The organism is Bosea sp. Tri-49, from assembly GCF_003952665.1.
Classification (GTDB): Bacteria; Pseudomonadota; Alphaproteobacteria; order Rhizobiales; family Beijerinckiaceae; genus Allobosea.
Genome location: NZ_CP017947.1, coordinates 132,541 through 156,873 on the forward strand (window position 1 = coordinate 132,541; position 24,333 = coordinate 156,873).

The window sequence follows — 24,333 nt, forward strand, 5'->3', positions numbered from 1 at the left end:
GGTCTTGAGATTGTCGTTCTTCGACGCGGGTTGACGATTCTCGCGGTCATTCCGTCCTCCCCTCAGAAGGCGACCGTTGCCCAGCCGGCGGCATAGGCTCCGGAGACGCCGCCGGCTCTGCGGACGCGCTCGCCGGGCTCATAGGCGACATAGGTTCCCCCTAGCGTCAGATGCTCGCTCGGATTCCACTCCAGCGTGGTCGAGCGCTGGTGGCCGAGATAGCGGCCGGCGCCGCCTGCCGTGCGCGCCACCGGCGTGATCGCCGGGCCGTAATAGGCATCGGCCTTTTCCTGCTTCCAAAGCGGGTTCCAGCCGACCGTTAGCTTGACCTTGGGCAGCAAAGTCAGGGTGAGGTTCGGCTGGATGTTCATCAGGTTGGCCGGGCCGACAAGATTGGCCTCGGAGAAATAGGGCAGTCGCGGGAAGAGTGGGTTGAAGGTGCCGAGCTTGCCGCCGCTCAGATCGCGGTCGCCGCTGAAGGCATCGGCGTTGAGGCCGAGGCGCGGCGCGAAAGGCAGCTCCGCAAAGCTGTAGCCGAGCACGGCCGAAACCATCCAGGCCTGGATGTCGGCGCGCTCGAACCGGCCGAACTGGTAGGCGCCCTCGACATTCCAGTCGAAGCCGCCGGCCTTGCCGAACAACCTTGCGCCGACGGTGTGGCGATGCTCGTCGGCGGTGCCCTGCGCGAAGCGCGCATTCTCACGGTTCAGGCCGAGATAGTAGAGGTCAGCCTTGAGCGCGGGAACGCCGGGAACGGGGCTGGTGCCGTAGATGCCCCAGAAGACCTGGGCAGGGTCCGACTTGTCGTCGAACAGCCCCGCCAGCGGCACGACCGGGCGCACCAGGAAAGCGTCGATCCGGGTGTCGGGCGAGGCGATCCAGGCGGCGCGGACGCCATCGAAGGCGCGCCTGATGTTCGGGCTGTCGCGCACCGAGATCAGCCGCGAGGAGCCGAAGCTCATTTCCTGCCGCCCGCCGCGAACCATCAGGCTGCCAGCCGCTGTCGGCAGGTTCAATTCGCCATAGCCTTGCCGCAGGTCGAGCCGGTCGAGCTGCGTTCCCGGCGGCGTGCCAGCCCAGATCGGCGCCTGTCCGCTGACGATCTCGACGAAGGCGCGCAGGTTAGGGCCGAGCCGCAGATCCGCCGACAGGAAGGAGCGGACCAACAGGCCGTTATTGTGGTCGGGCGCCGCCAGCCCGAACACGGGATGGCGCGAGAACTCCGGGCGGATGCGGACCTGTCCGCCGAGGCTGAGCGTGACGGCGCCGTCAGCCGACAGCGGGATGTCCTTGAGTCGATCGAACGGGTCCTTGTCAGGCGTGTCGCCTGGCTTGTCCGCCTGCGCCGCGGCGATACCCGCCAGCGCCAGCCAGCACGTTCCGGCCAGCGCTGCCGCGCGCAGCCGCATCATGGCTTGGCCCCGTCGCCGGACGGAACCGGATGAGGATGCAGCGGATCGACATGGAGGAAGTGCCTGACCACCGGCCCTTCTTCCCCGACATGGAAGCGCCTGACCTCGCTCTGCAGGTCAGCATCGGCCTTGGAGACGCGGCGATGCTGGCGCAGATGCTCGGCCCAGGACGAGACCATGAACCATTCGACCAGCTTGCCGGGATCGGTGGTGTCCTCGGTGACGCCCCAGCCATAGGCGCCGTCACGGCGGCGCTCGACCGAGAGCGCGTTGATCGCGCGCAGGAAGGCCTCGCGATCGGCCTCCCGGACGTTGTACTCGATCAGGATGAGGACGGGGCCGCGATCATTATGGACGGCCGGGCTGGTCAGCGGCTCTGGCCAGTGATTCGAGGGAGCAAGGTCCGCCTCGCCGGCCGGCAGCCTGATCCTATGCATGACGAGGCCGGCGACCAGCAGCGCGCTCGCGCCGATCAGCAAAGTGCCGCGGATGCCGGCGGCCTCCGCCACCGCGCCCCAGCCGAGGCTGCCGGCGGTCATCGCGCCGTTGAACACGGTGAGATAAACGGCAAGCGCCCGCCCGCGCACCCAGTTCGGCAGGATCGCCTGGGCGACGCCGTTCAGGGTCGTCAGCGCCACGATCCAGGCCGCGCCGAGCAGCAGCAGGATGACGAGCGCCAGCCCTTGCGGCGGGCCGAGCGTCAGCGCCGCCATCACCGCGGCGGTGACGACCGCCGAGAGCAGCAGCAGCCCGTCGGCATCGAGATGGGCGCGCAGGCGCGGCAGCAATACGGCGCCGCCGATCGCGCCGGCGCCGACCGCCCCTAACAGGACGCCGTAGAAGCTGGCGCCGCCGCCGAGCAGATTGCGTGCAACCAGCGGTAGCAGCGCCCAGACGGCACTGGCGCAGGCGAAGAAGATCGCGGCGCGCAGCAGCACGACATGCAGTTCGCGGCTGGCCTTGGCGTAGCGCAGGCCGGCCCGGAAGGCGCCAGCGAAGCGCTCGCTGAGCGCATCGTCAGCGCCCTGCGGCCGCCGCCACCAGAGCAGCGCGCCGATGACGATGACATAGCTCAAGACGTCGGCGCCATAGGTGAAACCGGCACCGAAGGCGGCGAGGATCAACCCGCCCAGCGCCGGGCCGATGGCGCGCGAAATGTTGATGCCGAGCGAGTTGAGCGCGACGGCGTTCTTCAGATCAGCCTTGCCCACCAGCTCGGGCACGATCGCCTGCCAGGTCGGCGCCATCAACGCGGCGCCGACGCCGCCGAGGAAGGTGAGGCCGACGAGCGCCGGGACGCTGAGCTGGCCGAGGCTCGCCAGCGCCATCAGCGCGAGGCTGACGCAGGCGAGCAGGAGCTGGATGGCGATCAGGAATTTGCGGCGGTCGAGAATGTCCGAGAGCACGCCGGCAGGGATCGCCAGCAGGAAGATCGGCAGCGTCGCGGCCGCCTGGACCAACGCCACCGCGGCGGGCGCGCCCGAGAGGTCCGTCACCAGCCAGGCGCTGGCGACGTCGCGCATGAAGGAGCCGATATTGCCGGTGATCGTCGCCGCCCAGAGCACGGCGAAGACCTTTTGGCGCAGCGGCGCGAAACTCGAACTGGGCGGGTGCGACGCAGCCTCGCTCATCGTTCCGTCTCCTTCGTTCGGGCGAGATCGTCGAGCGCGACCAAGATGAACCCGCCGATCAGGCCGAGATGCTCGAAGAAGCCGTTCATCGCCATCATCCGCCCTTGCCCGACCGGCAGCTCCCAGAAGCGGACGGCGATGAAGGTCGCGACCAAAGTGAAGCCGGCGAGCGCAAGCGCGGCGAGCCAGCGCCAGCGGCCGGTCAGGATCATGGCGGTCGCCACGAGCTCGAAACCGATCACCCCGACCGCGAAGAGCGGCGCCGGTGTCAGGCCGAAATGACTCATCTCGGCGAGCGCGCCCTGAAAATCGAGGATCTTGGTCACCGGCCCCTGGATATAGGCGGCGCAGAGCAGGAGCAGCGCGAACCAGCGCAATGCACCGACGATCGGTCCGGATGAATTGTTCCCGGCCATGTCACACCGCCCAGCAGGCGCAGCCGAGCGCGCCCCAGAAGCTCCTGAGGTCGGCGACCGGCAATTTGCTCGACCAGGCTCCGGCATGGTCGTGGCCGTGGACGCCGCAGGAGCTGGCGCAACCACAATTGGTCAGCGCGGCGCGGCGCAGCGAATTCTTGCCGGCTCTATCAGGCTCGCCCCAGGCGCCATAGCCCTTGAAGGTCCGCACCGGCGACCAGTCGGGCATCGCCGGTGGCGGGGCGCTCTCGTCGACGCTGGCGAAGTCCCTGGCACCATAGACGATCCTGCCGCCGACGACGGTGAGGTCGGCAGTGATGAACGAGATCTCGTCCTCCGGACAGGCGAAGAAGTCGCGATCGGGCACGATCAGGTCGGCAAACTGGCCGACCGCGATCTGGCCCTTCTTGCCCTCCTCGTTGGAGAACCAGGTGACCTTCTCGGTCAGCATGCGCAGCGCCGTCTCGCGGTCGAGGCAGTTGCGCTGCGGTGTGAGGCGCAGGCCTCCGACCGTCTTGCCGGTGACCATCCAGGCGAGCGAGACCCAGGGGTTGTAGGAGGCGACGCGGGTGGCGTCGGTGCCGGCCGAGGTCTTGACGCCCTTTTCCAGCAGTCGCGCCACCGGCGGCGTCGCCTCGGCAGCCGCCGCGCCATAGCGCTCGACGAAATACTCGCCCTGATAGGCCATGCGGTGTTGCACCGCGACGCCGCCGCCGAGCGCGGCGATGCGGTCGATCGAGCGCTCCGAAATCGTCTCGGCATGGTCGAAGAACCAGTTCAGGCCCTTCAGGGGCACGTCCTTGTCGACCTTCTCGAAGACGTCCAGCGCCCGCGAGATCGTCTCGTCATAGGTTGCGTGCATCCGCCAGGGCCAGCGGTTCTCGGCGAGGACGCGCACGACCCCCTCGAGATCGCCCTCCATCTCCGGGGGCATGTCGGGCCGCGGCTCGCGGAAATCCTCGAAATCGGCGGCGGAGAAGACCAGCATCTCGCCGGCGCCGTTATGGCGGAAATAATCGCTGCCCTGCTTGTACTTGGAGGTCTTCGTCCAGTTGAGGAAGTCGTCCTTCTCCTGCTTCGGCTTCTGCGTGAACAGGTTGTAGGCGAGGCGGATGGTCATCTGCCCGTCATCGGCGAGCTTCTGGATGACGGCGTAATCATCAGGATAGTTCTGGTAGCCGCCGCCGGCATCGATCGCGCCGGTGACGCCGAGCCGGTTGAGCTCGCGCATGAAATGGCGGGTCGAATTGATCTGATAGTCGAGCGGGAGCTTCGGCCCCTTCGCCAATGTCGCATAGAGGATGTTGGCGTTCGGCCTGGCGAGCAGCAGCCCGGTCGGGTTGCCGTTGGCGTCACGGGTGATCTCGCCGCCCGGCGGCTGCGGCGTGTCCTTGGTATAGCCCACCGCCCGCAGCGCAGCGCCGTTGAGCAAGGCGCGATCATAGAGATGCAGGATGAAGACCGGCGTGTCGGGAGCGACCGCGTTGAGCTCCGCGATCGTCGGCAGGCGCTTCTCGGCGAACTGATGCTCGGTGAAGCCGCCGACGACGCGCACCCATTGTGGCGGCGGCGTCACCGCGACCTGGCGCTTGAGCATGGTCATCGCATCGGCGAGCGAGCGCACCCCGTCCCAGCGCAGCTCCATGTTGAAGTTGAGGCCGCCGCGGATGATGTGCAGGTGGTTGTCGATCAGGCCGGGCAGCGCGCTGCGGCCCTTGAGGTCGATCACCTTCGTGTTCGGCCCGGCATGGGCCATCACCTCGGCCTCGCTGCCGACGGCGAGGAAGGTGCCGTCCTTGACCGCGACCGCGCTGGCGCCCGGGTTGCTGCGGTCGAGCGTCGTGAAACGACCGTTGCTGAAAATCAGATCCGCGATCATCGCTGGTGTTCCGCTTGGCTGGGGCTGCCCCTGGGCCAGGGCTGAGGAGGCAAGGCCGGGCAAGGCCAGGCCGCCTAGGATCGTACGCCGTGTCGGCATCAGCTGCGCTCCCTTTCCGTATCCGTGTTCGCCTCGACCAGCGGCTTGCCGCCGCGGGGCAGATGGCCGAAGACATGCGGCTTGACGTGGTGTTCCCAGGACTGCTTCGTCGGCTCCTTCGCCCAGATGGCGCGCAGGAGCGGCGGCAACTGTTCACCGATCAGGATACCGAGCAGCCCGATCAGCGCTACGATCGGCGGCGCCGGCGAGCGCACGCTGATCAGGCTGTAGATGATGCCGACCAGGAGGCCGGCGCCGAGCGACATCAGGTAGAGTTTCATCGTTGTTCCGCTGCTCCCCATAGGGGGCGGCAGTCCGCCGGGCCGCCGCCGCAGGATTCGTCAGCCGCGCACGAAGGCGAGCAGATCGGCGTTGAGGACCTCAGCGTTCACAGTTAGCATGCCGTGGCCGTAGCCGGGATAGGTCTTCAGCGTGCCGTTGCGCAGCAGCTTGATTGCCGCATGGGCCGATGTGCCGATCGGCACTATTTGATCGTCCTCGCCATGAAGCACCAGCGTCGGGATGCCGATGGCCTTGAGATCCTCGGTCTGGTCAGTCTCGGAAAAGGCCTTGATGCCATCGTAATGGGCCTTGGCGCTGCCCATCATGCCCTGCCGCCACCAGTTCTGAACAACGCCGGGAAGGAGCGTCGCGCCGTCGCGGTTGAAACCGTAGAATGGCCCCGCGGGAACATCGAGGAAAAACTGCGCCCGGTTCCCGGCCGTCGCCTTGCGGAAGCCGTCGAAAACCTCGAGCGGCAGACCGTCGGGATTGGCCGCGGTCTTCAGCATCAGCGGCGGCACTGCGCTCACCAGGACGGCCTTGGCGACCCGTCCGGCCGGCTCGCCGTGCCGGGCGACATAGCGCGCGACCTCGCCGCCCCCCGTCGAATGGCCGATATGCACGGCGTTGCGCAGGTCGAGGGCCTCGACCACGGCGAAGGCATCCGCCGCGTAGTGATCCATGTCATGGCCGTCCCCGACCTGGGCCGAGCGTCCATGTCCGCGCCGGTCATGGGCGACGACGCGATAGCCGTGAGCGAGGAAAAACAGGATTTGCGCATCCCAATCGTCCGACGACAGCGGCCAGCCATGATGGAAAACGATCGGCTGGGCCTGCTTCGGTCCGAGGTCCTTGTAGAAGATATCGACCCCGTCCAGCGTGGTGACGAATGCCATTTGAGTGATCCTTTGCTTTTAATGACGAGCGGCGCACGATTGAGGCCGCACCCGACAGGGATTTTGCGGGTTCTGGAAAGGCCTGGAGGCTGCTACGAACTGCCAGACGTCCGACAGATCGCATGGCTCCAGCATCGATCGAATGCCCTCGGCAATCTCGCTCATCGCCAGTGTCAATAGGACGAGAGCAAGACGAAGGCCATTAGTTACCTGAAGGATACCAGTCATGAGTGCTCATGCTGATGAAGAGGCGCTTCATATCGACAGCGGACACTGCGCTGCCGACGGTTTCCTCAAGTTCTTCTCACAGGAGTGGATGAGCCATATCGTGTTTTCACTGGCACGCCAGGGCCCTTTGCGCTTCGGGGCCCTGCGGCGGCAGCTTCCACCCAAGATCTCGGCCCGCGTTCTGTCCGCCCGCTTGAAGTCCCTGGAGGCGGCCGGCTATGTCGAACGCCGCGATCTCAGCGGACGCGTGCTGCATGTCGAATACTCTCTCACCGCCTCGGGGCGCGCGGTCGACGCAGCACTTTCGGGCAGTGAAAACCTGCTGGCCCGCGACGCGCGCTGAAACTGCGCACCGGCGAGCCTGCCGTCTTGATCAATCGTCTCAGACCCTTGGCATGTCTTCACGGCGGATTATGCCACGGCCGAGGTCGCGAGGCTCGAACTGTTCAGCGACGGGTATTTCGCAGAGCCGGAGGCCTTTGGCGTGGCGGCGTGGGAGGCCAGTTTCGCCGAGGTGGAGCGGCTCGACCCTGACAAGATCGGCCCCTATGCCAGTGTGAAGGGCTCGGGTCCCTACGGTTGGACCGACGACCGCACCTATCTCGGAATCGCGTTCGATCGCTGAGTGATTTCGAGGCCACCCGGACCGTAGGCATGCGGCGCCAAGCTGAGCTACACGCCAGGTCCGCTTCTGGGCGGACCACCCGCGTCCGCAACTGGCGCTACGCCGCCGCGGACTTTGGCTGAAGGCACCTCCGGCTTCGTGAGGCTCCTGATCTCGGTGTCCGCGAAACCGGCAGCAGGCCGAGCCCGCGAGCTGTTCGGACAAGCCGAGCCAAGCTCTATCTGGAAATGTCAGTTTAACCTGAACGTCACCAGCACTGCCGCATAGCACCCCAGTATGATGGGAGCGGTCGAATGAGTGACCATGATGCGCTGGTTGTCCGCGGCCTGGTGAAGCGCTTCGGCGGCTTCACGGCTGTCAACGGCCTTGATCTCTGTGTACGGCGCGGCGAGCTCTACGCATTGCTGGGGCCGAACGGGGCGGGCAAGACCACTTCGCTCAGGATCGTCGCGGGGCTGCTCTCTCCGGACGTGGGCGAGATCAGCATTTGCGGAATCAACCGCCTGCGCGATCCGGTTGCGGCAAAACGTGTGGTGGCGTGGCTCCCAGACGAACCGATGGTTTATGACAAGCTCACGCCTGTCGAGTATCTCGATTTTGTCGCCGGCCTTTGGCAAGTCGAGCCAACGGTCGCAAAGCGGCGCCGCAACGCCCTGCTTGAGACCCTCGACCTTACCCGCGTGGCAGACCAACGCTGCGAGGGCTTTTCCAAGGGTATGCGCCAAAAGGTTGCCCTTGCTGGCGCGTTGATTCACGAACCAAAGTTGCTGATCCTTGACGAGCCGCTGACCGGCCTCGATGCGTCGATGGCGCGCCACGTGAAGGAACTGCTTCAGCAACGTGTCGCAACCGGCGTGGCGGTGATCCTCACCACGCATATCCTCGAAGTCGCTGAACGACTCAGTGACCGCATCGGCATCATCCGCAGTGGCAAGCTGGTCCGCGAAGGCACGATGGCCGAGCTGCGCAATGGTGGCGCCTCCCAGGATTCTACGCTCGAAGATGTTTTCCTCGATGTCGTCGCGCGCGAAGAGGCAGCCTGAGATGCAGGCCCTTATGTCCGGTGCAACCCGCGCCGTGCTGGCCCTCGAAGCCCGCCTGGCATTGCGCGGCATTGCCGACATGGCAGGCCCGAAAACGGCAATGCGTCCCTGGCGGATTGCGGGCGCGTTGGCTGTGGTCTGCACGATCATTTTCGGCGTATCGCAACTTCTGCTGATGACGGCTGGCGAACTGGATCCTGCCGATCCGCGCTTTCAGATCACATTGACGATCAATCTTGCCTTCCTGTTCGTCCTCATGATCTCAGCCGCGCTCGATTCCGCCGCCTATGCGCTTTACGCGCGCAGCGACTATGATTTGATGTTCTCCGCGCCCCTGCCTCCGCAAACGGTGCTGCTGGTCAGGGCTCTCAACGTTTTTGGCTTCACGCTGACAAAAGCCGGTCTTTATGGCGCGCCGATGCTGATCCTGCTGGCGGTGCAGCGCGGACCTCATTGGTTGGCTGGCCTGCCCATGATCCTGGCCCTTGCGCTCAGCGCAACGGCCATCGCGATCGGACTGGCAATGGGCCTGGTTCGCATTATCGGTATCCGGAGCACGCGCGTCGCGGCGCAGATTGCGGCAGCGCTGGCCGGTCTGCTGGTGCTTGTGATGGTGCAGTGGGACGCGATTTTTGGGCCAGGTCCAAAGGACGCCCTTGTCGCGGACTATCTGGCCAACCCTCGGTCTCTTGTTTGGCAATTGGCGATGCTGCCTGCCCGCGCCATGACGGGCGATGTTGTGGCCCTCTTAGCCGTGGTTGCCTGCGCGGCGCTGATGGCCGTACTGATGTTCACCGGCCTTGCCGAGAGCTTTGTGCGCAATGCGGTCCTCGCAGCAGGATCCGCGTCTGCAGTTCGACCCCGCGCCAGGCGTAGTCGTGCATCCTTCGGAGCGTCCCCATTGGGGGTGCTGATGCTCAAGGAACGGCGCATCATTCTACGTGATCCGTGGCTGTTATCGCAGATCCTGATGCAATGCATTTTTCTGATCCCGATCGCCATCGTGACAGTCTATCGGGTCGCAAGCGGGGCTAACGGCGCCTCGGCGCTCGTGCCGGTCCTGATCGTTCTGTGTGGCCAGATTGCCGGTGGTCTGACCTGGATTGCGATGTCGGCAGACGAAGCAGCCGAACTTGCCTTGACCGCCCCCCTGGACCCCAGCTTACGCGAGCGCGCCCGTTTTGGCGCCATATCCTGGCTTGCAGTCACGATCGCCGCACCGCCGTTGATGCTCTTACTGATGTTCGATGCCTGGGCCGGTCTGGTCAGTTTGCTCGGTGTTGCATGCGCCATCGCCTGCGGCATCCTCGTTAACATCTGGCATCAACCGAGACTGGCGAGGACCGGCATGATCAGGCGGCGCATGAAGAGTCCCATCTCCGTGACGCTCATAGAGCTTCTGGCCTTGACGATGGTTGCGGTCGGACTCTGGCCATTGCTGGCTGGCGACTACCTGGCGACGATGCTGGGCGCGCTCCTGGCCGTGGCAACGATGGGCGTGCTGTATGCGGCGCGCCCACGCGCAGTAGCCTAAGCGCGAATGTCCGATTCCGGGCAGAGTCCTAACGTCTGCAAGTGGCGCTGCGCGGCCCTAACCTACAAGGTCGACGAATTCCTTGAACTCTCCGGACTTCAAGGGCGTTTGGCTAAGGCGAATGAGGAGTATCGCGCCCTTGTCGTGGAATGCTATCGGTCGCGGCAATGAAGAAGGTCTGGCCTCCACCATCCAACCGTGGCGGTGCTGCTTCTAGGCGACGAACGTCCTCGACATCTGCGCCGCGGGGGCCCTGCCGCGCCTCAAGAACTAATCGCTCGACACTTTCGGCAGGACCGGAAAGCGCTGCTTCCACGGTGCCGTCTACGCAGTTGCGCACCCAACCGCTTACGCCAGCTGTGAGGGCGCGGCCGCGGAACCATTGCCGGTAGCCAACTCCCTGGACCCGTCCGGAAATACTGATGTGCAGCTCCATTCGACCCCGCGCTTTTCCGTCGAGAAATCGCTCCACGAATTCTAACACCCAGTCTTGACCACTCTCAAAGCGCGCTCGTTTGAATGTCCGCTTCAGGCTGGCGGGCCAATATATGGAAGTGGCGCAACCCGAGCTTCAAATTTGCCGAGGTTGAGTGACCGACTCGGGTGTAGATCAGCCGAAATTGGTGAACCTGATCTTGCCTTTGTCGGTGCTGTCCTTTTCGTGCAGCCAACGTCCGAAAGCCGAGGTTCCGGACTTCTCACGCTTGTCCGTGAGCTCCATTATCGCCCGGGCGCTGCCATGTTCGATCATGATCTTATGCGCCCTCAGCATGACGGACTCTCCTGAGTGAGTTCGGGAAGGCGACGACAAACATCGGCATGGCGAGCGTCACTCGCCCTGGCACAACCACAAACATTGTCGGATTGCTGCGAGGAATGAGAAAGCCCGGGGGCGGCGTCCATCCGCGCCGTTCAGGTCGCTTCGAGTACCATGTTGAGCGGCGTCTCCGCGGCGCGGCGCACCCGCCTGAACCCGCCGGAGCGGATCACCTCGGCGATCCGCTTCTCGCCCGCCTGAGCGCCCAGCGCGAGGCCGGTCTCCTGCGCCAGCGAGGTCGGAACGCAGATCATCGTCGACGCGGAGTAATAGATCCGTCCGATCAGATTGAGGTTGTCGTCGAGCGCATCGCCCGCCATCGGCTCGACCACCATCCAGGTGCCGCCGGCTTTCAGCGCCTTGCGGATATGCGACGCGGCGGCTTGCGGATCGCCCATGTCGTGAAGGCAGTCGAAGCAGGTGATCAGGTCGAAGTCGCGGCCGCCGAAGTCCTGGGCTCGACCGACTTCGAATGTCAGATTCGTCAGCCCGTGCGATCGCGCATGCGCGGTGGCGGCCGCGATCGACGCGGGGTGGAAGTCGTATCCGGTGAAGTGTGATTTCGGGAACGCCTGCGCCATCAGGATGGTCGAGAGCCCGTGGCCGCAGCCGACATCGGCGACTGTCGCACCGGCCTTCAGCCTGTCGACGACGCCGTCGAGCGCCGGCAGCCAGTCCTGCACGAGGGCGTTGACGTAACCCGGACGGAACAGCCGCGCCACCGCGCAGAACATGCAGCCCGCCTGCTCGCCCCAGGCGACGCCGCGTCCGGTCTTGAACGCCGCCTGCACCTTCGGCTGGTTCTCGACCATCGCCGCCGCCGTGTCGAACGCACCGATCAGGTGGACCGGGCTGTCGGGCTCCGCGAAGATGAAGGACTGCTCCGGCGTCAGCGAGAATGTCCCGCCTTCGTGGCGCACATAGCCGGAGGCCGCCTGCGCCGACAGCCACTCGCGCACATAGCGGCTGGCGCATCCGGCTGCGCTGGCAAGCTCGTCGGCGGTCGCCGGGCCGATCTCCTTCAGCGTCCTGTAGAGGCCGAGCGCGTCACCGATCCGGACCAGGGGCACGCTGACCGCTCCGCCGATGTCACCGAGCACGCGGCCGACGAGTTCGTTGAGAGTCGCTTCGTTGAGCTGGGTCATGGCGGGTCCTCCTACCCTTTGGACGGGTCTGGCAGGCTTGGAGGATGAGACCCATCTTGGTCGCTGTGCATGAGGCGGCAGTCCCGTGCGGGCGGGGAAATGCGACCAATCGGAAGGACAGATGTCCCAAGCTCGGCGTCAATCGGCCGGGGGCTGCTCGCCGCCGAGTGCCAGGACGATGGCCTGGGACCGGCTGTGCACGCCGAGCTTGCTGAAGATCACCGACAACTGGTTGCGCACCGTCTTGGCACTCTTGCCGAGCCTCTGCGCGATCGCCCGGTTGTCGAGCCCCTCTGCGATGAGCTTCAGGATAGCCGTTTCGGCGGCCGTCAGGCCGGCCTGAGCGATGGCGCGCGGCTGTGCGGGCTGGTCCCAGCCGAGGAAGGCGGCAAGCTCGGCATGAAACACCGCCCAGGCCGGCTCTTCCGGCAACAGCACATGGTTCTTGCTCTCGAGTGGCACGAAGCGCGCGCCAGGGATCGCGGCCGCGAGCTTGCAGCCCTCGCTGAACGGCACGCGCATGTCGCCGCGGCTGTGGAGTATCAGGGTCGGGACGCTGATTTTCCTGGAAAGTTCGGCCACATCGATCCCCTGCATATTGCTAAGCAGTTGAGCAGCGACGTCCGCGCTCGCGGTAACGCGCTCGAGATCGCCCCACCAGCGATGCTGTTCGGGCGTTCCATCGGGGATGAAGAGATTGGTGAAGAACTGGCAGAATGCCGGATTGTCGCGGCCCCACCCGATGCGGATGAAATTCACCAGCGTCTCGGCCTCCAGTCGTTCGGCCTCCGTCTGCGCGCGAACCCTTCCGCCTTGGCCATACGCGTTGAGCAGAACCAGATGCGATACGCGTTCGGGATGACGGAGTGCATAGGCGACCGCGAGCGCGCCGCCCTGCGAGAGACCGAGAAGCACGAAGCGCGGTTCCTCGATGGACTCGGCTACGGCATCGAGGTCTGCGTTCCATGCCTCGATCGAAAGATCGGCGACATAACGCTCGGACAGGCCGCAGCCGCGCGGATCGTACCTCACGAAACGGTTTTGCGCTGAAAGCGTCTGAAGCCAGGGGCGCCAGACTGGGCTTTCGAGGTCGTAGTCGACGTGGCTCAGCCAATGCGCCGCGCGCAGGATCACCGGTCCTTCCCCGCACGATGCGACTGCGATGCGAGTGCCATCGGCAGATGTGCAGAACCGTATGCTCTGGCTAAGCTTCATAGTCGGAGGATATCGCAGTCGGATGGGAGGCGACAGGATGGTCCGGTGGCTGTTCAGTCGGCTTACGCTGCAATACGGAAAACCGGATCGTGGCTTTTCGGCCCGCGGACAAGGTTCCGCTTCCTGGCATCGTCTCAACGTCCGCAAATGGCGCTAGCCGTATCTTCGATCGATCGCGGCGGACCCGAGTTCGGCCCCAGGGGGCCGACCGGACATGCTCGACCGGCTCCTTAGAGGGAAGCTATGAGCGCCGCCTCAAGCGGCGTCCGGCATTCGTTCGAGCATCTTATCGAGCGTGATAGGATAATCGCGAACCCGGATGCCTGTCGCATTGTAGATCGCGTTGGCGACAGCCGCTGCGACGCCGCAAATGCCGAGCTCACCAACGCCCTTCGCTTTCATCGGCGAGGACATCGGGTCGGTCTCGTCGAGGAAGATCACCTCCTGGTGCGGGATGTCGGCATGGACCGGAACCTCGTAGCTGGCGAGGTCATGGTTGACGAAGAAACCGCGGCGGGTGTCCACCGCGAGTTCCTCCATCAGCGCCGCGCCCACCCCCATCGTCATCGCGCCGATCACCTGGCTCCGCGCGGTCTTGGGATTGAGGATGCGGCCAGCCGAGCAGACGGCGAGCATGCGCCTGATCCTCGTCTCGGCCGTCGCTGCATCGACACCAACCTCGACGAAATGCGCGCCGAAGGTCGACTGCTGATGCGTCTTGTCGAGATCGCCATATTCCATCAGGTCTTCCCCGGTGAGCGGTCCTGCCTCTGCAGCGCGGCCCAGCGGCACGCTGCGATTGCCGGCCCTGACCTCGCCATCGGCAAAGACGGCCTCGCTCGAATTGATGCCGAGCCTCTGCGACACGGCCTCGCGCAGCTTGATGCAGGCGGCATAGACGCCCGCCGTCGCACTATTGCCGCCCCATTGCCCGCCAGAGCCGGAGGAGACCGGGAAGCGGGAATCGCCGAGACGCACCTCGACCCTGTCGAGCGAAACGCCCAGCATCTCGGCCGCGGTCTGGCCGATGATGGTGTAGCTGCCGGTGCCGATATCGGTCATGTCGGTCTCGACGATGACGCGGCCGTCGCTCTCGAGGCGCACCCGAGCGCCCGACTTCATCACCAGATTGTTGCGGAACGCCGCCGCGACGCCGATGCCGACGAGCCAGCGCCCCTCGCGCATCTGCGCCGGCCGTGCGAATCTACGCTCCCAACCGAAACGCTCGGCGCCCAGCTTGAGGCAGTCCTGGAGCCGGCGCATCGAGAACGGCCGCTCCGGCTTCTCCGGATCAACCTGCGTGTCGTTGAGGATACGGAACGCGATCGGGTCCATTCCCAGCTTCGCGGCCATCTCGTCCATGGCGACTTCGAGGGCCATCAGCCCCGGCGCCTCACCCGGCGCGCGCATCGCATTGCCCTCGGGCAGGTCAAGCACGGCAAGGCGCATAGCCGTCAGCCGGTTGGCGCCGGCATAGAGCAGCCGCGTCTGCTGGACGGCGACCTCGGGACCGCCGCCAGGAAGATCGCCCGACCAGCTCTCATGGCCGATGGCGGTGATCCTGCCGTCGCGGCCTGCGCCGATACGGATACGCTGGATCGTCGCCGGGCGATGCGTGGTGTTGTTGAACATCAGCGGGCGCGGCAGCGCCAGCTTGACCGGGCGCCGCGCCGCCCTCGCGCCGAGCGCCGCCATCAGTATATCGGACCGCAGGAAGAGCTTGCCGCCGAAGCCGCCGCCGATGAAGGGCGAGACGATGCGGATGTTGTCCTTGGGGATGCCGAGCGTCTGGGCGAGATCGCCGACGCCCCAGGCGACCATCTGGTTCGATGTCCAGAGCGTCAGCCTGTCGCCCTCCCAGGCAGCGAGCGTCGCATGCGGCTCCATCATCGCATGGCTCTCGTCGGGGGTCGTATAGGTCTCGTCGAGCTTGACCTCAGCCTGCGCGAAGGCGCCAGCGAAATCGCCGGTCTTGGTATCGGCGAGGCTCGGATCATCGCCTTTGGGTTCGCTCGCGCCGGCCTTGGCGGCTGTGAGATCGAAAGCGCCCTTGCTCGGCGCGTATTCTATCTTGACGAGGCTCGCCGCGGCGCGCGCCTGTTCCAAGCTATCGGCCACCACGACGGCCACAGCCTGATGGTAGTGCTCGATTTCGGGGCCGGCGAGCAAGCGTGCGGTGTTGCGCTTGCCTTTTTCGAGCGTGCCGGCCTCTTCCGCCGTGACGACCGCGAGAACGCCAGGCGCATTACGCGCCGCCTCGGTGTCGATTGCTGCGATGCGCCCCTTGGCGATGCCGGCGCCGACTAGGTAGCCATAGGCCTGGTTCGAGACGACATCGTGCTGCTCATATGCGTAGCGCGCCGCGCCGGTGACCTTCAGCGGCCCGTCCAGGCGGTCATGCGGCCGGCCGACGACCTTCTGCTGGTCGATCGGATTCTCGCTTGCGGGCTTGTCGAATTTCATGGCTCAGCCCCTTGCTTCGGACAGGACGGCGCCCAGCGTGCGCTCGACCAAAGGCAGCTTGAATGCGTTGTGATGGGTCGGCCTTGCGCCTTCGAGCAGCGCTTGCGCCGTCGCCTTCGCCCCGCGCGGCAGCTCGCGCTCGGCGCTTTCGCTGCGCCAGGGCTTGTGTGCGACGCCGCCCAGCGCAACTCGGCCAGAGCCGTCGCGCTGGATCACGGCTGCGACGGAGATCAGCGCGAAGGCATAGGAGGCCCGGTCGCGAACCTTGCGGTAGATCTGGGCTCCGCCCGCCGGCTTCGGCAGGGTGACTGACGTGATCAGCTCGCCGGGTTCGAGCACCGTCTCGATATGCGGCGTGTCGCCAGGGAGGCGATGGAAGTCGGCGATCGGGATCGCCCGCGTCGCACCGTCGGGCTTGACGGTCTCGACCTTGGCGTCGAGCGCTCGCATGGCGACGGCCATGTCGGAGGGATGCGTCGCGATGCAGGTCTCGCTGCCGCCGATCACGGCAAGCTGCCGCGAGAAGCCGCGGACCGCCGAGCAGCCGCTGCCGGGCTGGCGCTTGTTGCAGGGCTGGGCGGTGTCGTAGAAATAGGGGCAGCGCGTCCGCTGCAGCAAATTGCCGGCCGTGGTCGCGCGATTGCGCAGCTGCCCCGACGCGCCGGCGAGCAGCGCCCGCGAGAGCACGCCATAGTCGCGGCGCACGCGCCCATCGGCGGCGAGCGCCGTGTTGCGGACCAAAGCGCCGATGCGCAGGCCGCCTTCGGCGGTCGCTTCGATCTGGTCGAGCTTCAGCCCGTTGACGTCGATGAGATGGGTCGGCGTCTCGATCTGCAGCTTCATCAGGTCGAGCAGATTGGTGCCGCCCGCGATGAATTTCGCCTCCGGACGGCCAGCGGCGGCAGCCGCTGCCGACGCTGGGGTTTCGGCGCGTTCGTAGCTGAAAGCTCTCATCCCCGCCTCCCCGCGACCTCGGTCACCGCTTCGACGATGTTGGAATAGGCCCCGCAGCGGCAGATATTGCCACTCATGCGCTCGCGGATTTCTGCTTCCGTGACCTGCGTCGCCGCGCCCAGATCAGCCGTGACATGGCTCGGAATACCGGCCTTGATCTCCTCGAGCATGGCGACGCTCGAGCAGATCTGACCCGGCGTGCAGTAGCCACACTGGAATCCGTCATGCTTGACAAAGGCGGCCTGCATGGGATGCAGCCGCTCGGTGCTGCCGAGCCCCTCGATCGTCGTGACGCTCGCATTCGGGTGCATGATCGCCAGCGTCAGGCATGAGTTGATGCGCTGGCCGTCGACGATCACCGTGCAGGCCCCGCACTGGCCGTGGTCGCAACCCTTCTTGGTGCCGGTCAGGTGCAGGTGCTCGCGCAAGGCATCGAGCAAGGTCGTACGAGTATCGAGGTCGAGGGTCCGGGCTGCACCGTTGACGCTGAACGACACTTGCGCCTTCACCGGCTCCCCGACCGGAGCAGGCTGGGAGCGCGCCCCGCCCGACATGACCGGCAAGGCGGCACAGGCGCCGGCGACGACGATCAGATCGCGCCGGTTCAGGCTCAGCTGTTCGGATGTTGGCATTTCGCGCCTCCGGTTCGCAGAAGGACATGCAGCGACGATCCGCGATCGGAAGGGTCGCGCTGTTGCGAAGGAGAACGGTTAAGCCCGCCGCTAGTTCATCCTTGTTCCAAACAAAGCCGCGCACGAAATCGTCAGAGGCGCTTCTTCGGCACCCTCACCGGCTCTCAAGTTCTCGCTCGGCCTGCCGATCGGCAGTTGAATTCTCCGCTCCGCGGTAGCGCTCGCAAGCGCTCTCGACTTTCCTTTGTAGAATGTCCACTCCCGGGGCAGCGTACCAACGTCCGCTCCTGGCGCCTAGCCAGCGCTGCCAATGTTTGCTGTCAGTTCGCCGGATATTCGTCGTCCCCCGGTCCGGTTCCAGACGCACCAGCTCCTCAAAATCCACCGGCTTGCCCTTCGCGCGCAGCTGCTCGGCGCGCTCGCTCGCTGCGTCATACAGAGCCTTGCGGGAGGACGGCATACCCCAGCGGACCATGGCCAGCTCTGGTCCCGCTTCAGCGTTCCGAATGATCGGAGCAGGCCGGTCGGGATTAATGTTGGGCTGTGGCGGCAGGTTGGCGAAGTTAGCGCCGCCGTCGTTAAACGGCGCAAACAGCTTGCGCATCGCCTCTACGTTGCGGGTGTGGCTGTAGAGGTTGCACATGCCTCGCGTCTCCGGCTCCGACGGATGAAGCTCGCCTTGACCGGCTCCCCGCCATAGAGGCAGTCGCCGACCTCCTGATTAGTCAGAAGCGAGCCGCCATGTGCGGCGACAAATGCCTCCGCCAGGGAGCGATTCTTAATGCTCGCTTGAACGAAGCCGAATTCCGGCAGGCTGTCTATTCTGAACGTCGCGCTGCGCGCGTCGAGCCACGCGAAATATTCCCGCTCGGCCGACACCACAACCCCAGCGTGCTTGACTCCCGATGGGGACGGGAGGGGCTGATGTATGAGGGGGTCGACGTTACGGGCGCTGCCGTATTGGCGACGCACGCCCAGCTCAATGCGCTGATCGCCATCTTGATCGAGAAGAACGCGCTGTCCGAGTTTGAGATGGAGCGCATGATGAAATCAGCAATCAGTGCGCTCAGCTCTGCTCCGGTCGTTCGCACAAACGACCCCGAATGATTAAAAAACGCGCGGAGGCTACTCGAACACGCTCGCTCGGCCATGAGGGAAACGTGAAGTCTGCGCCCATCAAGATTTAGCGCCAAAGCGGCCATATAGGACGCCGGCCTCGGTTCGCCGGCCCACAACAGGCGGCAATAATGCCTAGCGGAATTCGCCGGAACGAAGAGCTACTAAGGCGCCACGTGCCAGCTTTTCTCTGTTAGTCTGTAATCACCGGGAGCGCCAGCACGCGGCCTGTTACCGCCAGATGCTTGTCACCGCGGTTCAAAACCGCGACCACGACGGACGAGCCGTCATCGCAATCGACGATCAGCCGACGACAAAACGAGATGTCATCGAATGCGGCTGTGTCGAAGTGCAGATAACCGGCTCGGTGGCCGTCGTAATCGGCGGCGAACTGGTAGGAGACCTCAGTCTTGTGCCCATCGCGCAGGTTTAGGTAGCCTTTCCCGGTAAGCATAGCCTGTCTCCCGCCTGGCGGCGTCAACACGCGCCGCACGCGGTTATTTCCAAAAGCGGTATGGAGACAACGGCCAGCCAATGGAGCGCCGTTTCCGGCTCCTTGTCTACGTATCAGGACGCGCCGCGTGGAGGTCAGGACAGCCGGAAGACGGTGACCTTGTCCGCTCCGTCGCGCGGGCCTTTGAACGACGCATGGCGCAGCTTCTCGTCATGCGTCCAACCGCGATAGGCAATCTCGGCCGCTAGCTCCGGCTTCACCCAGATCACGCCCTTACCGGCGATGCCGCGAACAAAATTGCAGCGGACAATTCGCCGCCGTTCCTACCGACGGGATTCGCCTTCGCGTATGCTCGGTCAGCAAAAATTCTGACGGGATGGGAGCCCGAACCGCCATTTCCAGCTTTCGCTTCGTTCACTGCGCGGACCTGCATATCGATGCGCCGCTCAAGTCCTTGGCGCTGCGAAACCCCGAGCTCGCGGATTTGGTCGCGAACGCCACCCGGAAAGCTTTTGTCGCAACCGTTGATCTCTGCCTGGACGAAAAGGTCGACGCACTCCTGATTTCGGGAGACCTCTACGACGGCGACCAGACCTCCATGAAGACGGCAGGCTTTATCGCCGCTCAGCTTCGCCGGCTCCATGATGCCGGCATCCTCACCTTCGGCATCCGCGGCAACCACGATGCGGAGTCCCGGATCACCAAAGAGCTCGTCTTTCCCGAGAGCGTGACCTTCTTCAAAGGCTCGGCTGGCGCCGTTCTCCTGCCCAGCCAACCGGGCCGTCGGGACATCGTCGTCCACGGGATCAGCTTCCCGCGGCCGCACGCTCCCGAGAGCCTGCTGCCGAAGTTCAAGCCGCCGGTCGACGGCGCGATCAATATCGGGCTGCTGCACACCAGCCTCGCCGGCGCCGAAGGCCATGATCGCTATGCGCCGTGCAGCGTCACGGAACTCGCCGCCGCCGGCTTCGAGTATTGGGCGCTCGGACACGTTCATAAGCGACAGGTTTACCTCGACAAACCTGCCATCGTGATGCCCGGCATCCCTCAGGGGCGAGACATCAACGAGAGCGGCCCCAAATCCGTCAGTCTCGTCACGATCAGCGACGACGGCGCTATACAGATCCAGGAGCACCGCACCAGCACGGCTCAATTCGAGCGCGTCTCGATCGATTTGTCTGGCGTCGACGACTGGTCGGACGCGATCCGAGCGGTCGGCCGCAAGTTGGCGACCGAACGGGACGCTACCGTTTCCGATCACCTGATCGCCCGCGTCATGCTCACCGGCGCAACGCCCCTGACCTGGCGACTGCGCCGAGACACCGAGCTGCTGCTCGCCGAAGCCGAGCAGCAGGCTGCCATTGTAGGCAACACCTGGATCGAGAAGGTCAGCTCTGACTGCGCCGCATCTCACGGGGCAGCGCTCAACGCCGCCGGCGCCGTGGCGGAGTTGTCGCAGCTCATCACTGAAGACGTCCTGAAATCAGACTCCTACCGGCTTCAGGCCAGCGAGATCGTCTCGGAGCTGAGAGGAGCACTCCCCCGAGAGCTTCACAGGATGTTTGGAGAGGATAAGGCCAGCTTCGAAAAGCTTGTCGGGCAGCTGAGCAACGATGGCGCGCTCGACGTCATCGCCCATCTGCATGGAGCCGATCAGGAGCCGCGGGTCTGATGCGGATCAGGCGTCTCGACCTCACCCGCTTCGGTCGCTTCACCGACCATTCGCTCGACTTCGGCAGCCTTGAGGATGGCCAACCTGATTTCCACCTGATCGTCGGCGCCAATGAAGCTGGCAAGTCCACGCTTACGACCGCCATCGTCGACCTGTTCTTTGGCATCGCCCAGCGCTCGCCTTACGATTTCCTGCACGGCTACGACACCATGCAGATCGGGGCAGCGCTCGACTTGCCAAGCGGTACGCGCGAGGTGGTGCGCGTCAAACGCGGCGCGCGACTCCGTGATGCGGCCGGCCAAGCAATCGACGAAGGCGTGCTGACGGCCGGCCTGTCTGGCATCACTCGCGAAGCCTATCGAATGATGTTCTGCCTCGATGAGGAGACGCTGCGTCTCGGCGGCGAAAGCATCCTCGCCAGCCAGGGCGAACTCGGACAACTGCTCTTCTCCGCAAGCGCCGGCCTTTCCGCCTTCGGATCGATGCTCATCGAGCTGCAGGAGACCGCCGACACCTTTCACAGGACCCGTGCGCGGTCGACCGAACTCTCGACCTTCAAAGCCAAGCTCGATGCGCTGAAAGCCAGGAAGGACGAGATCAACGTTCTCGCTTCGACCTATGCTCAGCTCGTCCAGGATCGGGACGACGCGGCGGCAAAATACGAGACGGCGTTGACCGAGCGCAGCACGTCGAAGCTCCGTCTCGACGAGATCAATCGCCATCTCTCCGCCTTGCCGGATCTCGCATCCATCAGAGCCATTCGCCTGGATTTATCGAGCTTGGCTGATGTGCCGCAACCGCCTGCCGCCTGGGGTGAGCGTCTGCCGGAACTCATCGCCGCAGATGGCCGCCTCAAAGCCGCATCCGAAATCGCCGCGGCGAGCGTCGAGCGGATCCGGCAGGAGCGGGACAGCATTCAGGCGGAGCAATCCATCATCGACGCGGGCTCGTCGATCGACGCCCTGCACTCCGGAGAGGCGCGCTATGTCGCTGCACTCGATATCGCGAAGCGGCAATCCGAGCTCGCCGTCATCTCCGGCAGTCTCAAAAAGGTCGCGGAGCGGCTCGACCGTCCGGAGGCGGACCCCTCGCAACTGGTTCTGCCTGCATCGCTTGTCGGAAAGCTTCGTGGCCTCATCGATCGACGATCCGGCATCCATGAACGGCTCCAGTCCGCCACCAAAGAACACACCCGTGCCAGCGAGACGCTCGCCGCGGCAAAACAGGTCCTCGAAGGGTTCGGGTCGACCAAGCCCGATCCGGAGTCGGCGGCGCGGCTTCAGTTCATTCTCGATCAGACCCGGGTAAGCGATCACGTCGCCCGCGAAAAAGCAGCTCGCCGTCTTGTCGCCGACCTCCAGGAGAAGCTCGCGAACCAGCTCTCACAGCTCAGCCCGTGGTCCGGTGATATCGATCAGCTCGGATTGATCCGAGTGCCCACGTCAGAGCAGATCGAAGACTGGCGCGGTCGGGCTGAAACCATCCGGCAATCCCTGGCTACGCGCCGCTCCGAAATCGAGGGCCTGACCAATGCCGCCGTCGAGCTCGCCGCGAAAATCGACTCAATCAAGACCGCGACCGGACTTGTCGATGATGCGGCCGCCCATGCCTCCCGGGCCAGGCGTGATGACGCCTGGCGCACCCATCGCCAAGCCATGGATCAGATCACGGCCGAAGCCTTCGAAAGTTCGCTGCGGCACGACGACGGGATCATCGATGCCCGGCTCAGCCAGACAAGCCAGGCTGCCGACCTCCGCCAAGCTGTCCAGGCAAGTGCGACCACCTCCGCAAAACTGAAGCGGGCCGACGAGCTCCACAGCGAGGCGCTCGATTTGAAGAGGGTGCTGCAGGGCGAGATCGGAGGTGCTCTGACCGTCATCGGATTGCCGTCAGACATGCACCTAGCCGAACTCGACCGTTGGCTGCCACGCCGCGTCTCGGCGCTCGAACTCGCCGCCGGCCTCAAGGGGGCCTCAAACGAACTCCAATCTGTCCAGGACGACGCTAAAGCCCAGATCGAGCGGCTCGCATCGGCCCTGAAGACAGCTGGGATCATGGCGGTCGACACCGCCTTCGACACCCTTCTCCTCAGCCTGCAGACGGTTGTCGATCAGCAAAAGAAGCGCCTGACGGAGTTCGCTAATGCTGAGAAGGCAGTGGACAGTCTTACGGCCGAGCTTGGCGCGCGCAAGCGCGATTTCGGCGACGCGCAGTCCATTGATGACGAATGGCAACGGGATTGGGATGCTGCCGTCGGATCCTGCTGGCTGGGTGAGGTCTCCTCCCGACCCGGACCCGACGAGATCAGCCAAATCCTTTCCCACCTTGCAGAGATCCCGCCGTTGGAGGTCGAGCGCGAAAGCCTCAGCCACCGCATCGAGGCGATGAGGCGGGATCAGGACCAGTTCGTCCAGGCGGTACAATCCATCGCCAGCACGCTCGGCCTCGCCGCAGATGACGATCCTCTCAAACTCGCCGCAAGCCTGCGCCGGCAACTCGAGCTCGCGCGCTTGAACGACGAAAAGCGTCGCGGCAAGCGGGCCGACCTCGAACAGGCCGAGACAGCGCATCGGCAAGCCATGGAGGCTGTCGCGCTTCATGAGGCTGAAGCATCCACCTTCACCTCTTTCTTCGACGTCGATTCGCTGGTCGAAGTCAGTGGCAAGATCGAGCAGGCCAATCGCCGCTCGGAGCTCGAGCGCCAGCTAAGGCTACTTGACCAGCGCGTTACCGCTGCGTGTCGGTCCGAGACGGTAGACGCCGCTGAAGCGATCCTCACCGATCTTGATCGATCACAGCTTGAAGCCGAGGCGGCCACACTCGCAGCGCGGATCGAAGGCCAGGATCGCGAAGCTCACGACCTTCATGCTCGACATATCCAGGCAGATCGCGCGCTCGCGGCGATCGGTGGCGATGATGCGGTCGCACGTCTCGACGAGGAGCGCCGGACATTGCTGGTCGAGCTTGAAGACAAGGCCATCCGCTTCGCTCGTCTGAAATTAGGTATCGCGGCCGCTCACCAGGCGCTTCAGATCTATCGGGATACGCACCGCACCTCGATGCTGCAGCGCGCCTCGGAAGCCTTTCGGACGATCACCAAGGGCACCTATTCGCGCCTCGCCACCCAGCCCAGTGACGACAAAGAACTCCTGGTGGGCGTCCCGGCTGCAGGCCGATCGAAACTCGCCACGGATATGTCGACCGGCGCCCGCGCCCAGCTCTATCTCGCCCTGCGCATCGCGGGCTATCACGAGTTCGCCAAGACCCGTCCCTCGCTGCCGTTCATCGCCGATGACATCCTCGAGACCTTCGACGATTTCCGCTCAGAGGAGGCGTGCCGTCTTCTCGCCGAGATGGCTAAGACTGGGCAGGTGATCGTGGCTACTCATCACCGCCACCTGATCGACATTGCTCGCGGGATGTGCCCCGCCATTACCGTGCACAACCTGCCCATGTGAGACGGAGCGAACAGGAGGCGCTTCCGTAAATGGCCCATTGCTGACATCGAGGGAGTCTGCTTTCGGGCAGTATCCTGAGGCCCGCAACCGGGCAGCCGGAGTTGGCCCATTCCCGATATCCAGAATGTCCGCTTGTGGGTAGGTCAACCAGTGAAGAGCCCTGCGAGGCAGAGCCCCAAAGACGGGCTATTCGCTCCGCACCCGGACGACGTCAACCAGCTGCGGTCCAAACGCTGTCGCTTGGCTCAAAAGCTGACCCTGAGCTGTGCAGTTCCCCCGATGCGGCGGGTGTTCCCGGAGAGTTCCGAATCGACGCGCATGCCGAAGCTGACGGTCTGGCTGAGCCTGGTGTCGGCGCCGGC

23 protein-coding genes are annotated in these 24,333 nt (G+C 64.9%); 7 read left to right on the forward strand and 16 right to left on the reverse strand.

All coding sequences use genetic code 11. The annotated features are described in order from the left end of the window. Positions 1-62: 62 nt before the first annotated feature. From BLM15_RS29660 to BLM15_RS29685, 6 genes are read right to left on the reverse strand one after another with little or no spacing between them, the layout of a single operon-like run. The gene (locus BLM15_RS29660; protein WP_126116521.1) at positions 63-1,412 is read right to left on the reverse strand and encodes an alginate export family protein; all 1,350 of its coding nucleotides are present in this window, start codon (positions 1,410-1,412) and stop codon (positions 63-65) included. Continuing rightward, positions 1,409-3,043, reverse strand: a complete 1,635-nt coding sequence (locus BLM15_RS29665) for an MFS transporter (protein ID WP_126116522.1) — start codon at positions 3,041-3,043, stop codon at positions 1,409-1,411. The genes BLM15_RS29660 and BLM15_RS29665 overlap by 4 nt, the downstream gene beginning before the upstream one ends. Then, positions 3,040-3,459 (reverse strand): DoxX family protein, encoded by a 420-nt coding sequence (locus BLM15_RS29670; RefSeq protein WP_126116523.1) that lies wholly within the window; start codon positions 3,457-3,459, stop codon positions 3,040-3,042. The genes BLM15_RS29665 and BLM15_RS29670 overlap by 4 nt, the downstream gene beginning before the upstream one ends. A 1-nt stretch (position 3,460) precedes the next feature. Continuing rightward, complete coding sequence (locus BLM15_RS29675; protein ID WP_126116524.1) at positions 3,461-5,437, reverse strand: amidohydrolase; 1,977 nt, start codon at positions 5,435-5,437, stop codon at positions 3,461-3,463. Further along, positions 5,437-5,718 carry a DUF1427 family protein gene (locus BLM15_RS29680; RefSeq protein ID WP_126116525.1) on the reverse strand — a complete coding sequence of 94 codons (282 nt, stop codon included), beginning with the start codon at positions 5,716-5,718 and terminating at the stop codon, positions 5,437-5,439. Before BLM15_RS29680 ends, BLM15_RS29675 begins: the two co-directional genes overlap by 1 nt. Positions 5,719-5,778: 60 nt before the next feature. Beyond that, the gene (locus tag BLM15_RS29685) at positions 5,779-6,615 is read right to left on the reverse strand and encodes an alpha/beta fold hydrolase (protein WP_126116526.1); all 837 of its coding nucleotides are present in this window, start codon (positions 6,613-6,615) and stop codon (positions 5,779-5,781) included. 226 nt (positions 6,616-6,841) lie between these two features. Here BLM15_RS29685 and BLM15_RS29690 point away from each other — a divergent pair, with 226 nt between their 5' ends. From BLM15_RS29690 to BLM15_RS29700, 4 genes are all read left to right on the forward strand, one after another. Then, positions 6,842-7,186, forward strand: coding sequence for a winged helix-turn-helix transcriptional regulator (locus tag BLM15_RS29690; RefSeq protein ID WP_126116527.1), 345 nt, complete (start codon positions 6,842-6,844; stop codon positions 7,184-7,186). Positions 7,187-7,327: 141 nt separating this feature from the next. Beyond that, complete coding sequence (locus BLM15_RS31500; RefSeq protein ID WP_164547727.1) at positions 7,328-7,468, forward strand: hypothetical protein; 141 nt, start codon at positions 7,328-7,330, stop codon at positions 7,466-7,468. Between the two features lie 293 nt (positions 7,469-7,761). Next, on the forward strand, positions 7,762-8,511 hold the full coding sequence (locus BLM15_RS29695; RefSeq protein ID WP_126116528.1) for an ABC transporter ATP-binding protein: 750 nt from the start codon (positions 7,762-7,764) through the stop codon (positions 8,509-8,511). 13 nt (positions 8,512-8,524) lie between these two features. Continuing rightward, entirely contained in the window at positions 8,525-10,045 is a 1,521-nt protein-coding gene (locus BLM15_RS29700; protein WP_126116529.1) for a hypothetical protein, read from the forward strand. 112 nt (positions 10,046-10,157) lie between these two features. On the opposite strand, the gene BLM15_RS29705 is transcribed toward BLM15_RS29700, so the two are convergent. From BLM15_RS29705 to BLM15_RS29735, 8 genes are all read right to left on the reverse strand, one after another. Continuing rightward, the gene (locus BLM15_RS29705) at positions 10,158-10,481 is read right to left on the reverse strand and encodes an acylphosphatase (RefSeq protein ID WP_126116530.1); all 324 of its coding nucleotides are present in this window, start codon (positions 10,479-10,481) and stop codon (positions 10,158-10,160) included. A gap of 174 nt (positions 10,482-10,655) precedes the next feature. After that, entirely contained in the window at positions 10,656-10,817 is a 162-nt protein-coding gene (locus BLM15_RS31505; protein ID WP_164985403.1) for a hypothetical protein, read from the reverse strand. A gap of 140 nt (positions 10,818-10,957) precedes the next feature. Next, positions 10,958-12,007, reverse strand: a complete 1,050-nt coding sequence (locus BLM15_RS29710) for a class I SAM-dependent methyltransferase (protein WP_126116531.1) — start codon at positions 12,005-12,007, stop codon at positions 10,958-10,960. Positions 12,008-12,145: 138 nt separating this feature from the next. Then, positions 12,146-13,222, reverse strand: coding sequence for an alpha/beta fold hydrolase (locus tag BLM15_RS29715; protein WP_126116532.1), 1,077 nt, complete (start codon positions 13,220-13,222; stop codon positions 12,146-12,148). A gap of 255 nt (positions 13,223-13,477) precedes the next feature. Then, positions 13,478-15,685 (reverse strand): aldehyde oxidoreductase molybdenum-binding subunit PaoC, encoded by a 2,208-nt coding sequence (gene paoC, locus BLM15_RS29720; RefSeq protein WP_126116533.1) that lies wholly within the window; start codon positions 15,683-15,685, stop codon positions 13,478-13,480. 3 nt (positions 15,686-15,688) lie between these two features. Then, a complete protein-coding gene (locus tag BLM15_RS29725) occupies positions 15,689-16,639 on the reverse strand; it encodes an FAD binding domain-containing protein (RefSeq protein WP_126116534.1) in 951 nt (316 codons plus the stop codon). Further along, positions 16,636-17,271, reverse strand: coding sequence for an aldehyde dehydrogenase iron-sulfur subunit PaoA (gene paoA, locus BLM15_RS29730; protein ID WP_126116535.1), 636 nt, complete (start codon positions 17,269-17,271; stop codon positions 16,636-16,638). The genes BLM15_RS29725 and paoA overlap by 4 nt, the downstream gene beginning before the upstream one ends. Before the next feature lie 154 nt (positions 17,272-17,425). Beyond that, on the reverse strand, positions 17,426-17,914 hold the full coding sequence (locus BLM15_RS29735) for an SOS response-associated peptidase family protein (protein ID WP_126116536.1): 489 nt from the start codon (positions 17,912-17,914) through the stop codon (positions 17,426-17,428). A gap of 146 nt (positions 17,915-18,060) precedes the next feature. Between BLM15_RS29735 and BLM15_RS29740 the strand changes: the two genes are divergently transcribed. Further along, positions 18,061-18,378: a hypothetical protein gene (locus BLM15_RS29740; protein WP_126116537.1), complete on the forward strand. Its 318-nt coding sequence runs from the start codon at positions 18,061-18,063 to the stop codon at positions 18,376-18,378. Positions 18,379-18,580: 202 nt separating this feature from the next. Here the strand turns inward: BLM15_RS29740 and BLM15_RS29745 are convergent, their stop codons facing one another. Beyond that, positions 18,581-18,841, reverse strand: a complete 261-nt coding sequence (locus tag BLM15_RS29745; RefSeq protein WP_126116439.1) for a hypothetical protein — start codon at positions 18,839-18,841, stop codon at positions 18,581-18,583. Between the two features lie 134 nt (positions 18,842-18,975). Continuing rightward, the gene (locus tag BLM15_RS29750) at positions 18,976-19,110 is read right to left on the reverse strand and encodes an ATP dependent DNA ligase (protein WP_236846844.1); all 135 of its coding nucleotides are present in this window, start codon (positions 19,108-19,110) and stop codon (positions 18,976-18,978) included. A gap of 107 nt (positions 19,111-19,217) precedes the next feature. Here BLM15_RS29750 and BLM15_RS29755 point away from each other — a divergent pair, with 107 nt between their 5' ends. Both BLM15_RS29755 and BLM15_RS29760 read left to right on the forward strand, forming a co-directional pair. Further along, entirely contained in the window at positions 19,218-20,513 is a 1,296-nt protein-coding gene (locus tag BLM15_RS29755; RefSeq protein WP_126116539.1) for a metallophosphoesterase family protein, read from the forward strand. Next, positions 20,513-23,971 (forward strand): AAA family ATPase, encoded by a 3,459-nt coding sequence (locus tag BLM15_RS29760; RefSeq protein ID WP_126116540.1) that lies wholly within the window; start codon positions 20,513-20,515, stop codon positions 23,969-23,971. The genes BLM15_RS29755 and BLM15_RS29760 overlap by 1 nt, the downstream gene beginning before the upstream one ends. Positions 23,972-24,333: the final 362 nt, after the last annotated feature.

Coding starts and splice junctions, on each gene's coding strand:
- BLM15_RS29660 (WP_126116521.1), bottom strand. CDS start 1,412: ATGATGCGGCTGCGCGCGGCAGCGCTGGCCGGAACGTGCTGGCTGGCG.
- BLM15_RS29665 (WP_126116522.1), bottom strand. CDS start 3,043: ATGAGCGAGGCTGCGTCGCACCCGCCCAGTTCGAGTTTCGCGCCGCTG.
- BLM15_RS29670 (WP_126116523.1), bottom strand. CDS start 3,459: ATGGCCGGGAACAATTCATCCGGACCGATCGTCGGTGCATTGCGCTGG.
- BLM15_RS29675 (WP_126116524.1), bottom strand. CDS start 5,437: ATGCCGACACGGCGTACGATCCTAGGCGGCCTGGCCTTGCCCGGCCTT.
- BLM15_RS29680 (WP_126116525.1), bottom strand. CDS start 5,718: ATGAAACTCTACCTGATGTCGCTCGGCGCCGGCCTCCTGGTCGGCATC.
- BLM15_RS29685 (WP_126116526.1), bottom strand. CDS start 6,615: ATGGCATTCGTCACCACGCTGGACGGGGTCGATATCTTCTACAAGGAC.
- BLM15_RS29690 (WP_126116527.1), top strand. CDS start 6,842: ATGAGTGCTCATGCTGATGAAGAGGCGCTTCATATCGACAGCGGACAC.
- BLM15_RS29695 (WP_126116528.1), top strand. CDS start 7,762: ATGAGTGACCATGATGCGCTGGTTGTCCGCGGCCTGGTGAAGCGCTTC.
- BLM15_RS29700 (WP_126116529.1), top strand. CDS start 8,525: ATGTCCGGTGCAACCCGCGCCGTGCTGGCCCTCGAAGCCCGCCTGGCA.
- BLM15_RS29705 (WP_126116530.1), bottom strand. CDS start 10,481: ATGGAGCTGCACATCAGTATTTCCGGACGGGTCCAGGGAGTTGGCTAC.
- BLM15_RS31505 (WP_164985403.1), bottom strand. CDS start 10,817: ATGCTGAGGGCGCATAAGATCATGATCGAACATGGCAGCGCCCGGGCG.
- BLM15_RS29710 (WP_126116531.1), bottom strand. CDS start 12,007: ATGACCCAGCTCAACGAAGCGACTCTCAACGAACTCGTCGGCCGCGTG.
- BLM15_RS29715 (WP_126116532.1), bottom strand. CDS start 13,222: ATGAAGCTTAGCCAGAGCATACGGTTCTGCACATCTGCCGATGGCACT.
- paoC (WP_126116533.1), bottom strand. CDS start 15,685: ATGAAATTCGACAAGCCCGCAAGCGAGAATCCGATCGACCAGCAGAAG.
- BLM15_RS29725 (WP_126116534.1), bottom strand. CDS start 16,639: ATGAGAGCTTTCAGCTACGAACGCGCCGAAACCCCAGCGTCGGCAGCG.
- paoA (WP_126116535.1), bottom strand. CDS start 17,271: ATGCCAACATCCGAACAGCTGAGCCTGAACCGGCGCGATCTGATCGTC.
- BLM15_RS29735 (WP_126116536.1), bottom strand. CDS start 17,914: ATGTGCAACCTCTACAGCCACACCCGCAACGTAGAGGCGATGCGCAAG.
- BLM15_RS29745 (WP_126116439.1), bottom strand. CDS start 18,841: ATGCTTACCGGGAAAGGCTACCTAAACCTGCGCGATGGGCACAAGACT.
- BLM15_RS29755 (WP_126116539.1), top strand. CDS start 19,218: ATGGGAGCCCGAACCGCCATTTCCAGCTTTCGCTTCGTTCACTGCGCG.
- BLM15_RS29760 (WP_126116540.1), top strand. CDS start 20,513: ATGCGGATCAGGCGTCTCGACCTCACCCGCTTCGGTCGCTTCACCGAC.